Raw genomic sequence first — 12404 nt, 5'->3', positions numbered from 1 at the left:
TAACCCAATAAAAAAGGCGCTAACTGCGCCTTTTTTATTGCCTGGAAAAAAGCTAACCGAGAATAGGAGAATAAACTTGATTAGGCTCACTGCGTTCAGTAAAGCTCAAACTTGTTGTTAGTAGCGAAGCAACTACCAAACCGATTGCAACCACCCCAGATAAACCAAGCCACTTTACAGCCGTTGATTTACGCTTAACCCTAAGCCAACTCATATACATGCCAGCAGCGCTTACAAAGCTCATCAATGCACCAAATAGCCCCCAAATAAGCTTGGTACCAATTCCTGCAAAGTTACCAAAGTGCAGCGGATCAGCGGTGTCTTTAATTCGTGGAAGCAGGTTGAGTTCTTCCCCTTTTTGTACACCAAGAACTTCACCGGAACTTGGATTTAAATAAACCCGGTTAGCACGCAGGCGCAATAAAATATCATCGTTATAACCACGTACTTCAATAGGCTGAGCCGCTTTATTAGGATAACGAATATAGCGAATATCAAGGCTAGGAAACGCCTGTTGAGCGGCTTCATAAGCAGCAGCTAAACTAATTGGCGATAGACCTTTACGAGGACTTTGTTTTTTAAACTCACTTACAGCAGGTGGAATAGAGACATAGTGAGGTACCTTCGCAGTTTGCAGCCCATGTTCTACCAGATACCAAACCCCTGTGATGGCCATCACAGCAATAAACCATAAACTCCAAAGCCCTAACAGCTTATGCCAATCAGACCAACTACTTCGTTTACCAAGGCTTAGCGCAGCAGGCTTTTTCATAAAGCCTTGCCACCAGCGCCGATACACATAAAAACTCGAAACCAATAAAATAACGAGTAAAATACTCAAACTGGTGACGATTAATTTACCCGTCCAGCCCATCGATAAGTTCATATGCCAGTTACGTAAAAACCGCGATATCCGCGCCCACTCTCCTTCACCGAGTAAGCGACCCGTTGCAGCATCTAAATAAACAAAGCGAAATGAATCACCGACTTTAAGAGCCGCTTCAATGGCAAGGTAATCTTGCTTATGACGTTGGATATAAAGTAGCTGAGCTTGCGGATAATGCTTATTAAGGGTGTTTTCGAGAGCTGGGTAGTTAGTAGAGGCAGAAGAAGTTAAAGCACGGTACTTAGCGTCTGTTAAGTACTCGAGTTCATGACTTAACGTAGCGAGTGTTCCTGATACGCAGGTAACAAAAAGCAGGACTCCAACAAAAAGTCCTGCCCAAGAATGTAAATTAAACCAACTTTTAGCGTTCACACGCCACCATTAAAAGCTGTATTTAGCACTTAAATAGACACGGCGTGGCTCACCAGGAAAGTGCCCTGTTCGCTCGATAAAGCCACTGCTTGCGTATTCTTTATCAAATAGGTTCTTAACTGATAGATGCCATTGCCAGTTATCAACGGTTGTTTGCCACGCCATGTTGTAAACAGTGTAAGGTTTAACACGTTGACCACCTAAACTAAGCTGTTCATCAACATAGTCTAAGCCAGCAGAAATAGATGACGATAAGCTAGGTAGCTCATAGCGTGTCCATATACCTAGGGTATTTTGCGGCGCGTTAGCAAATTTATCGCTATCTGGAATTTGGTTACGAATGCTGTCGTTGGCTTTAGTAATACGGGTATCATTATAAGCGTAGCTTGCAGTAACTACCCAGCGCTCAGTGATGTCACCAACCACTTCGAGTTCAAAACCCTTACTTTGTACTTCACCAACGGCAACTAAGTCATCAACGCCGTCACCTGCAACATCACCTAATAAGCTAGGCTGTAGGATGTTTTCACGGACAATATCGTACACAGCCATATTAACAGCAAGTGTGTCTGCTAATAGCTTGGTTCTTAAACCTAACTCATTAATACGGCTAGTCTCTGGCGAGAATGGGCCACCCTTTGCTGTTTCTTGATTACTCGCACTTTGCGGCACAAAGCCAGTGCCATGTAGCGCATAAGGGAAGAACATATTGTTAATGTTATAGCTGGTACCAATACGGTAAGTTAAGTCGCTATCAGAAAACTCGGTTTGATTTAACAGATCTTTATCTTCAAAACGATCATACCTTAAGCCAGCTGTTACACTCCAATTAGCGGTGATATCTAGTTGATCTTGCAAGTAGGCACCAAAGCGGGTGCTATTCGTTTTCCCAAGCCTTGGTGTAATACTATCAAGATCATAATCATCAGCAGAGCTTAAACCATATTCAGGGTTGTTCAGATCAAGTCCTGGTACTGGGCCACCTTTACTTTGTTGCGTAGCTGTACGGTAAACGCTTTCAAAATCATGTTCATACCAATCACTACCAAACAACACTTGATGCTGCATGTCTGCAACTACAAATTCTGCAATCGCATTAGCTGTTAAGCTAAAACCTTCGTTCTCACGTACTTGATCACGAAACTCACGATGGCTCCAATCAACAATACCGTCGTCATCTGTATCTACGAGGCCTCTTGGTTCATGGTAGTTTTGCACTTCTTTGTTATCAAAATAACGTGCTGTGACATCTGTGCGCCAAACATCATTAAACTCATGTTTTAAAGTTGCCTGGTAGACATGGGCCTCAACATTTTGAAAGTCTGTCACCTCGTTATGATTCCAGCTAATATCAGTTAGAAAATTGCCATTATCATCAGCAGGTACACCACGTAAACGTGCCCCACCCAACTCTTGCTCTATATAGGTATACTGAGTGCTCAATTCGGTTGCACTATTTATAAGCCACGTATAACCAAGATCAACAATGGTATTATCGCTGCTAGTATTAGCACGGAATGGCTTTTCAGTATCACGGTAAAGACCAACACGGTAAGCATGATTATCAAGTGATCCACTCAATGTTCCTGTGCTTTCTAATGCACCACTAAAGAAGTCATCATTACCTACTTCAACTTCAATACTGTGTTCACTGGTGAATTTAGGCTTCTTAGTTACATAGTTAATAATACCACCCGGATTACCACTACCGTATATAGCGCCAGCAGGTCCTTTTAAAACCGCAACTTGTTCAATATTAAATAATTGCGGCACAGCAAAGCCATTGAAAGGGTCGCCCTTTACGCCATCATATAAAATCTCATCCTGGCGGAAACCACGGAATGTAACGCCTGAATAACTAAAGGCATTAACACCAGCTATATTGCTATAAAGGTCGGTAATTTGGCGAGCAGCCTGATCACTGATCAGCTCCTGCGGTAAAACTTGAATTGACTGAGGAATTTTCTCTAACGGTGTATTGGTACGAGTAGCAAAGCTAGACTCGGTTGGGCGATATAAAGAGAACGCACGGCCAACAACTTCTATTTTTTCGAGTTCTTTTGAATCACTTTGATCCGAAGTAGTCACTTCAGTTTGAGCATGGGCAACGCCCGAAAAACCAGCAGCAAGTGCAATAAAAACAGCAGAAAGACGCATAATAAAAAACGATAAGATTTAGAATGCGCAACATGGTAATGAATATAATTATCATTTGCAATGGTCGTTTATTATTAATTAAAGCTAAATAAAGTATTACTTACATCAGACTTTTGCTACCTCATTACTCAAACAGCTATTCGCATGAAATTAAGCCATAGGTTACAATAGAGCCAGCATTCATTCTTTTATTGGCATTATTTCATCGCATGATTAATCAAGACACAATTGCAGCACAAGCGACCGCACCAGGACGTGGTGGGGTTGGTATTATTCGCGTCTCTGGCAGCTTAGCTAAAACAGTGGCAGAACAGATTATTGGCCGTTGTCCTAAAACACGTTACGCAGACTATGTACCATTTAAAAGTTTGAGCGGTGAACAGCTTGACCAAGGTATTGCTATTTACTTCCAAGGGCCAAATTCATTTACCGGCGAAGACGTACTAGAACTACAAGGTCACGGCGGCCCTGTCGTACTTGATATGCTATTAAAAGAAATTAGCCAAATTGACGGTGTACGTTTAGCAAAACCAGGTGAGTTCTCTGAGCGCGCATTTATGAATGACAAGCTTGATTTAACCCAAGCAGAGGCAATTGCCGATTTAATTAATGCAACCAGTGAACAGGCAGCAAAAAGCGCCCTCCAATCACTGCAAGGTGAATTCTCTAAGCACATCGAAACGCTGGTGGAGAAAGTCATTCACCTACGTATGTATGTTGAAGCCGCAATTGATTTTCCAGATGAAGAAATCGACTTTTTATCAGACGGTAAAGTATCCGCAGATCTCAATGCCATTATTGATCAATTAGAGAATGTAACTCAGCAAGCTAAACAAGGTAGCATCATGCGTGAAGGTATGCGTGTTGTTATTGCGGGTCGCCCTAACGCTGGTAAATCAAGCTTATTAAATGCTTTAGCTGGCCGAGATGCAGCCATCGTTACCGAAATAGCAGGTACAACACGTGACGTATTACGCGAACATATCCACATTGATGGTATGCCACTACATATTATTGATACCGCAGGCCTGCGTGAAAGCCCTGATAAAGTAGAGCAAATTGGTATTGAACGCGCATGGGATGAAATTAACCAAGCCGATCGCGTACTATTTATGTTAGACGGCACAGACACATCAGCCACTGATCCTCATGATATTTGGCCAGAGTTTATGGCCAAGTTACCAGAGGGTATGGGTGTTACTGTGATCCGAAATAAAGCCGATATTTCCGGTGAAAATGTCGGTATGGATGAACATGATCAATATCCGGTGATCCGTTTAAGCGCTAAAAATGCAGAGGGTATAGAGTTAGTTCGTACTCACTTAAAGGCATGTATAGGTTTCCAAGGTGCCACAGAAGGTGGATTCATGGCACGCCGTCGTCACTTAGATGCACTTGATCACGCAGCCTATCATTTAAACACAGGCAAAGAGCAATTAGAGATGCATATTGCTGGTGAGATCTTGGCTGAAGAATTACGCCTAACTCAACAGTTCTTAAATGAGATAACGGGTGAATTTACCTCTGATGACCTACTTGGGAAAATCTTTAGTTCGTTCTGTATCGGTAAATAACAAGGTAAACCAAAGGAAACAAACATCCAACTTAAGTTAAAAAACCTAATTTATTCATACATTTAATTACTTTTTTATCTTTCTCTAGCTTCCTTTAGTTTCATAATATGGGCCTCGAATGGCCCACCGACCTCTTTGTTGTGGGCCACTATTGGTCCACCAAAGAGGAAGTTATTATGAAACTAACCATCGAGAAAAAATCACCTGATAGCACAGGCCGCCAACAACTACTATTAACCAGAAATTATGGTTCTTACCTAAATGAAAATGGCAAACGAGTTAAACGCCGTAAAAGACAATCAATGGACTTGTTCATTTATGCCACTCCTAAAGACAAGTTCCAACGTGACCATAATAAAAAGACCCTAGATATTTCTGAAAAGATAAGGGCACAAGCAGTTGTCGATTTAGCTAACAACAAGCATCATTTTGAAGACTCAGAAAAACAGCAAGAAAGCTTTTATAGCTACATGCAGCAAATAATAAACGACAAAGAGCACACAGACAGCACATCAAACGTATCGCTGTGGGAATCGGCGTTAATACATCTAAAGAGATATTGTGAAGGAAACCCGCTGTCATTTGCTGATTTTGATGCTGATGTATTACTAGGGTTCAGAACATACCTAATAAAACATGCACGAACAAAATCAGATAAGCCACTTTCTTCAAATACTACATCATGCTATTTCAATAAAGTGAGAGCGGCCTTAAACAAAGCATTCCACGAAGGCATTATTCGTCGAAATCCTGTAAACGAGGTAAAAAGCATTAAGATAGAACAAAACCCTCGTAATTACTTAGAAGAGGAAGAAGTAACTGCACTTTATAAAACAGAGTGCAGGTATGATGTACTGAAGCGAGCATTCTTATTCGGATGCCTCACAGGTATGCGCTGGAGTGATATTCAAAAGCTAACGTGGGAAAAACTCACAATGATAGATCCACGAGCAACTTTTAATCACATTAAAACAGGGCAACTTCAGTACTTATACCTTCCATCTGATGCCACTATGCTCTTAGATTCGCCAGGAGAAGCCCATGAACGTGTTTTTAAAGGCTTAAGATACTCAAGCTATACAAATGTTGCACTAACACAGTGGATGCTCAGAGCGGGGATTACAAAGCACATTACCTTTCACTGTGCGAGACACACATTTGCTGTACGTATGCTAACTAATGATGTTGATATTTATACCGTATCAAAGTTGCTTGGTCATTCAGAATTAAAAACGACACAAATCTATACAGACATCATAGATCGTAAGCGAAAAGAGGCGATGACCACCTTACCTAGCCTATTTCAATAAAGGATATTAGGTTGGGAAATATGGGAAACTGGGAAAATATAATAAAAACAGATAAATATAAATTTATTTACCTTCCCTCTTTCCCGTTTTTATTTGATAAGCCAGTTGTATCCAGGAGGTGTGAAAGCGTCGAGTGCTTGCCACTCAGAGCGCCGCATACCTCTTGGATAACCTTCACTACGCAGAGAAAAGCCAGTCAAGCTAGAAATCGCCCGAAGGGTTGCGAAGCAAGGGGGCCCCCGCTTGCGGGGTTCCGATTTATGGCTTTACAGGATTTGAAAGGAGTGGTTTTTATGCACGATTAATTGTGTAAATTCTCATTTTTAATCAATTCCTTCCAATTTATGTAGGGCCCCAAACGATCTAGAGTACTTGTATCAAGGTACCTGCCTTTTAGTTCTTGCTTACAATCTGAAATACACTCATTTATGACATCAAAAATATCTTCATTTGTGGGGCTTCTATCGAAGCTAACTTCTGGAACTAATTTGTGTGTTTTAAATACAAATTGTTTCTTCCTCGTTTTTACAATTCTTTTTTTATTGTCTTGCCAATATTGAGCCCTAACTTGATTACCAAGTATATAAATTTCTAAATAACCGATTATTTCATTATATTCCCAAGAACCACCAAATTTTTCATCTAAGTGATATTTGAAATTAAAATACCAATTCCTATCACTTTTAGCATAAGCTCTTTTAAATTTACCATCAGGGCCTCCAAACATTACCTTTTCAGAAAACAAATCTTTCTGTTTGTTATATTTACCCCTTTCAATACGATAGACAGGTATCGTAATTATTTCTACTCCCCTCATTATGCAGGTCCTTATTTGGTAAAACCGTTAGTTATAAACCAATTATCTAGCCTATCTATCTGGACGAATTCAGTCGGTACGGGATATGGTGTTACATACATGCACCAATAGGTGTTTTTACTAACATAGAGCTCTTCAATTGCTACATCACTACTATTCTTGGTGGCGGGCCATTTTAATAACTCTCTTAATTTTTCTAGATTTCTTAATAAAAACTCTCTCCTTTTAGCTATTTTACATAAATGGCTTTTTCCTTTAGATTTATCAAACATTTTTTCCTGTAACCGCTTCGAGTCCTTAATACAAAATGATGGTTGAACGTACTTACACTCAATAGTGAGCCAACGATTTTCATTTGGCCAATATGCTAGGACATCATAGTCACCAACGTCGTCAAAATTTTCTGACTTGAAGCGTCTTTTAAAATCGATACCGCGTAAAACATAATTCGAGTATCTACGCACAACTTTTTCAGATGCGTACTCAAGATCTTTTTCAATACTCTCTTTAATTCTCCTGACAGATCCATTTATCAATTTAGAGCTTTGTTCCGTGGGTAGATATCCTTCAGCTATAGCCCCAGCCCAAATATTCCGAGCCTGTTCAGCCATGCCAGCTCCCCACAACAAGTCATTACTCCCTAAGAGTGGAACAATAGGCCTTAAAGTATACCTGTAAGCCCTCTTGTTATGCTCCCATACAGGAACATCTGGTTCCTTAGTATTTTTTCCAAACAAAATTAGAGTTTTCTTTGGTTCCAGAGTGAGGAAGTTAATAGCATTATTTATTGCATTTCGATTAGATTCGCCCAAAGCCATTGATATGACATTTACCAAATCACTTGGCTCGCTTTGATATATAAACGACTCTTTCACGTCTTCTTTATATTGTGTCCACTTTGACATAACCGAGAGCACTTCAATCATCAATGTAAATTTAAAACCTAAATCTGTTTCAAACGCAGAATCCAAACTAGGAACAAACCGTTCAAGGTTTGAGCTTACCTGGTCTTCTTCATTTAAACCTTTTCCGAGTTTGATCTCTGATTCTATTCGAGTAAACTTTCTTTCTTGATCTTCGCGTTCTTTTGAATAGAAAACTTCTGGAACAAAGTCGTCATTAATTTCTATTCCAGCTACTTGAATTCCATTATGTAGAATATCACTAGCAGAATATAGAACACTTAACCAATCAACTTTTCCAATCAATTCTTGAAAATTTTGAAGTTTACAATTAATGCCTCCATCCCACTCCATACCAACACAAAACTCTATTAGGTACCTAATATTTTGAGAGTCCTTAGAGTTTTTATCTTTAGTTTCATGGAGTTTTTCTTCTCGATCATATGCAACTTCATGCTTCAAACTCTGTATAATTCGCTGCTGGAACTCCTTGGATTTTACAAATAACTTCTCATGTTGGGTTATACATAGCTCTATCAGCTTAGCCCTGTTAAAGCTCTGTATTTTTCTATGAATATCAACTCTAAATTTATCTCTTGCATCATTTATTATTTTCTTAGCGGCGCTTAGTTCATATCGGCCTGGTTTCACCCCCAAACTTTTTAAAATAATAGCTAATTCTTTCCTTGCTAATTTATAATCTCGAGGATGTGCAGTCTCATAATCTGAATACTCAGGTAAGGAAATATTTTTTTCAATTGCATTAATCAAAACCCTTGGGGATCTAGAACAACTTTCTTTAATAGCTTTAGCTACATTCTCTGGATAATCTGAATTAGCTAATGTACTCAGCATAACAATTAACTCATGAACAGCTTTTGCTTGTGCTGAAGCATCTTTAGCTTCACGAAAGTGAGCAAAAATAGAGCTTAGATTAAAGTTGGTAGTTAATTCTAATACTTCATTATCCTCCTTTGTTAGATAATAATTTATTAAAAATTCGCTATTTAATGCATCCGTGATATTTTTATCATCATATCTAGCTGGTGCAGCAATACAATTAATCCTAATAAAGCTTTTACAAAATATATTTAGGCTCGAAATTAATTCCTCTCTTTGCTTAAGGGCATCAGTAAAAGCTTCTAAAGCAAAAGTAAGAATTTTGGCATCTTCGATCTCTAAATTTTCACTAATGTTCATACTGTAAAAGTGAACTTCACACTCACCAATTACTGTATACCAAGAGATTGTGAAGTCATCTTTGGCTATTATTGAGTAAATATCATCATAATTACTTTCCAAACACCAAGACTTGTATTTTACTGGAAATTGTTTTGGGGCATTACACCAGTACTCTTTTAGCTTACCAAATCGCCAATCACAACCGTAATGAGGGTCTAACATTATATGAGTCGGTTCATTTGCTCCGTCGACTAAAACAGAATGCGAATCAATATAGGCTGCAAGTTTGTCTACAGGGCCTGATAAACCAAATGTAAGTTCATCTTGTTTTAGGTAGTTAAAAAAAGAAATAAGTGATTTTGAATCATCCAGTGAAGAAAATATTGTCACAAAGTCATATAAAGAAAGTAGCTCCGACCCCTTAATTGGTAAGTCTAAAAACTGATTTTTAGTTGTAACCACCGAAGAAACATATAAAAAAGCTAAAGTACCTTCTTCAAAACTAAAACTTTCGGGTAATATGTAGCACTCTTCACTAATAGGATTATATAGGGTTACATTTTCACCTTGAGAGAAAACTAGGCTTAATGATTTAGTTAGCTCTTTCGTTTTTTGAGTATCATTAAAAGTTGGCAGTATTACGTACAGTAAATCATCATTAAATATCAATCCTGGTATAACAATTTTTTCCAAAATGGATTCACTTTGTAATATTAGTGGCCCAGATAAAAAATCTTTAAAGTTTATTTTGATATAATTGGACAAACTTGAAATAAATGTTAATTCATCGATTGAAGATTCCGAAACCTCACTCCAACGGTCTATAATTATGCTTGCTAAATTCCTCACTGAAACAGGAAAATAACCCCTTTCCGAAAAAGCGAAAAAAAAGTTTTGAAAACTTCCATCAACTACTTTATTTGTAAACTCACTCTCATTATGAGGTAGATGAAAATTATCTTTATTAACAAGGTGTGAGCCTGCATGATTTTTAATATTTATATTATTATTTAAAGCTTCAATAGCTATTTTGGTAGATTGCCAAGCTTGCTCGGAAGGAATGGTCAATGTTCCAGGTTCAATATATTTATTACTCCCTAAATGGGATGCCGGAATAGATTCAATAAATACTCTTTGTATTTCAATTGCTAATCGCATTTCAATTAGAGCTTGAGTATTCTTTTTATTTCTAATTTCAAAGGCGTTAATAAAATCAGTTATTCTCTCAACACTGCCTCCATACAAAACAGGTAAGGTTTCTTCCATTAAAACTAATTTAATTTCTCCCCAGTCAGCCTCAGGAACAAAGTCCTCAGAAGCAGGAAAGTCAGGCAGAAGTCCATACATAGTCAACATTAAAGATCTAAAGTCGAGGTAACTTTTTATCTGTGGCTCTTGTAGAAAATCTTCTCGTTTCATTTCCAAAAGTGAGCCCCACAAAAGAGAATGTTTTAGCAAGCAACTTCTATTCGGAAACCAAATTTCAGAGCACACTATACAGTAAGCTAACTCTTCAAATTGATATCTCCTAAAGAGCCTACCTAGTGATTGCTTTGCACTTTCATAGGTTTTACTTGAAGAAGCCAATTTTATATTTTTTTTCTTTGTGTTAATTGATTTACGCTTCTTTTTTTTGTTTCTTATACGAGATTTTGGCATTTTTAATCCTTGACCATTAATTTCCATGAAACTTGTTTTGAATAGATCAATCAAATTTTCTAACATCTATAAAACTAACATTAAAAGTACAATTTTTATTCTTGTTTTAGAAGCATTAATACCGATTTTGTATAAGTCGTCCCTACTCGAAAGAGGTAGGGACGACTCGCAGAGTCGCCCGTCGAGGCCACTGCTCATGATGCCTCGACACCCAATCCGCCTTGAAAAATTACAGGGCCAGAAGAGGGATGAAGATTTGAGCACGTCAAAAAGGTGTTGCAATCTCTGATCACTGTGATAATTTTATTTATGAACTAGCTCGAAATGAGCATCAAGAAAAAGGGCGTTCTCACTGCCCGTAACACGTTCCTGAGGAGCTGCATTCGCAGCATTATGGGTCACACGACCACCCCCTATAAACAACACAAGTATAAACCACAGTAGTTCGCGCTGTATTTCAACAGAAATCACACGGCTCAGCTTTGTTGCTTTAGACCAGTTAGCCTTTATGTCTTTCGACAATATGCTCGGTTACGCACCGTTCATATGGCTTTAAAACTTACCTATTTTGGCGTTTCGCCCCCTGGTCTTCGGTTTGGTGTTTTTCTCAATACTTTCAAAATTACTTTTTAAATTTATGAGGAACATGAAATGAGCCAATTAGGATACCGACTTCACCAAATGGTGAACGACACACACCGCGAAAGTAGCTTTAGCACTAGAGCTACCCGAAGCAACGTTTTAAACCTTGCAGCAGCACAACTACTTAGCCATGGTTATAGGTTAAGAGATCCATCAGGTCTTAAAACCAAGCATATCAATCATCTTGTTACACGTTGGCAAGATGAAGGTCTAGCACCAAAAACAATAAAAAACAGAATGGCGGCCTTGCGTTGGATTGCTGAGAAAATAGGTAAACCTAATATCTGTTCACGCAGCAATGATGATTACGGCATTCCCAGAGTTCGCAACAACCCCATTGGCAAGTCAAAAACGTTAGACATGGATAAGCATGCCAAGATCAAAAGTGACTTGATCAAGCTTTCCCTGCGTTTGCAGCAAGAGTTTGGGCTTAGAAAAGAGGAGTGTATGAAATTCAGCTTATCCTATGCTTTGATAAATGCTAACACTCTACAAATAAAAGGCTCATGGGCTAAAGGTGGCAAATACCGCAAAATTCCGATCTTAAAAGAATCTCAACGACAGCTCATTCGTGATATTGGTGCCGTTACTAAAGGCGCACTTATCGAACCTGACAAAAACTATAAGTCACAAATGGAACAGTACGACCGCGAAACAATTCGAGTTGGATTAAATAAAAATCACGGACTGCGTCATCATTACGCAAGGGAGCGTTATTTAGAGCTTACAGGCTGGAAATGCCCTGCTGACGGCGGCCCACATAGAAGAGAGCTGTCGCCCACTGATTATGAGCATGATACCAAAGTCCGTGAGCAAATTAGCCAAGAGTTAGGTCATGAACGTTTGAAGATAACCTATGCTTACTTGGGAAGTTAAAATTAGGCATGCCTAATTTTGAATGGG

General features: G+C 38.8%; 7 protein-coding genes. 3 read left to right on the top strand and 4 right to left on the bottom strand.

Annotated features, from left to right (window positions below; genetic code table 11):
- Positions 1–52: 52 nt before the first annotated feature.
- Positions 53–1258, bottom strand: coding sequence for a PepSY-associated TM helix domain-containing protein (locus AOG26_RS18060; RefSeq protein ID WP_054563756.1), 1206 nt, complete (start codon positions 1256–1258; stop codon positions 53–55).
- A 9-nt stretch (positions 1259–1267) separates the two neighbouring features.
- Complete coding sequence (locus AOG26_RS18055; RefSeq protein ID WP_054563755.1) at positions 1268–3415, bottom strand: TonB-dependent siderophore receptor; 2148 nt, start codon at positions 3413–3415, stop codon at positions 1268–1270.
- Positions 3416–3624: 209 nt separating this feature from the next.
- On the opposite strand from AOG26_RS18055, the gene mnmE reads away from it, so the two are divergent.
- Both mnmE and AOG26_RS18045 read left to right on the top strand, forming a co-directional pair.
- Entirely contained in the window at positions 3625–4989 is a 1365-nt protein-coding gene (gene mnmE, locus AOG26_RS18050) for a tRNA uridine-5-carboxymethylaminomethyl(34) synthesis GTPase MnmE (RefSeq protein WP_054563754.1), read from the top strand.
- Positions 4990–5165: 176 nt separating this feature from the next.
- Positions 5166–6299, top strand: a complete 1134-nt coding sequence (locus AOG26_RS18045; protein WP_054563753.1) for a tyrosine-type recombinase/integrase — start codon at positions 5166–5168, stop codon at positions 6297–6299.
- A 301-nt stretch (positions 6300–6600) separates the two neighbouring features.
- On the opposite strand, the gene AOG26_RS18035 is transcribed toward AOG26_RS18045, so the two are convergent.
- Together AOG26_RS18035 and AOG26_RS18030 are read right to left on the bottom strand one after the other, a co-directional pair.
- On the bottom strand, positions 6601–7116 hold the full coding sequence (locus AOG26_RS18035; protein ID WP_054563751.1) for a hypothetical protein: 516 nt from the start codon (positions 7114–7116) through the stop codon (positions 6601–6603).
- Positions 7117–7127: 11 nt separating this feature from the next.
- Entirely contained in the window at positions 7128–10859 is a 3732-nt protein-coding gene (locus AOG26_RS18030; protein WP_160316775.1) for a hypothetical protein, read from the bottom strand.
- Positions 10860–11510: 651 nt separating this feature from the next.
- On the opposite strand from AOG26_RS18030, the gene AOG26_RS18020 reads away from it, so the two are divergent.
- Positions 11511–12377 carry a phage integrase N-terminal domain-containing protein gene (locus AOG26_RS18020; RefSeq protein WP_054563748.1) on the top strand — a complete coding sequence of 289 codons (867 nt, stop codon included), beginning with the start codon at positions 11511–11513 and terminating at the stop codon, positions 12375–12377.
- Positions 12378–12404 lie beyond the last annotated feature (27 nt).

Source organism: Pseudoalteromonas sp. UCD-33C, from assembly GCF_001306895.1.
GTDB lineage: Bacteria > Pseudomonadota > Gammaproteobacteria > Enterobacterales > Alteromonadaceae > Pseudoalteromonas.
This window is presented reverse-complemented; position numbering and strand designations above follow the sequence as displayed.

Coding starts and splice junctions, on each gene's coding strand:
- AOG26_RS18055 (WP_054563755.1), bottom strand. CDS start 3,415: ATGCGTCTTTCTGCTGTTTTTATTGCACTTGCTGCTGGTTTTTCGGGC.
- mnmE (WP_054563754.1), top strand. CDS start 3,625: ATGATTAATCAAGACACAATTGCAGCACAAGCGACCGCACCAGGACGT.
- AOG26_RS18045 (WP_054563753.1), top strand. CDS start 5,166: ATGAAACTAACCATCGAGAAAAAATCACCTGATAGCACAGGCCGCCAA.
- AOG26_RS18035 (WP_054563751.1), bottom strand. CDS start 7,116: ATGAGGGGAGTAGAAATAATTACGATACCTGTCTATCGTATTGAAAGG.
- AOG26_RS18030 (WP_160316775.1), bottom strand. CDS start 10,859: ATGCCAAAATCTCGTATAAGAAACAAAAAAAAGAAGCGTAAATCAATT.
- AOG26_RS18020 (WP_054563748.1), top strand. CDS start 11,511: ATGAGCCAATTAGGATACCGACTTCACCAAATGGTGAACGACACACAC.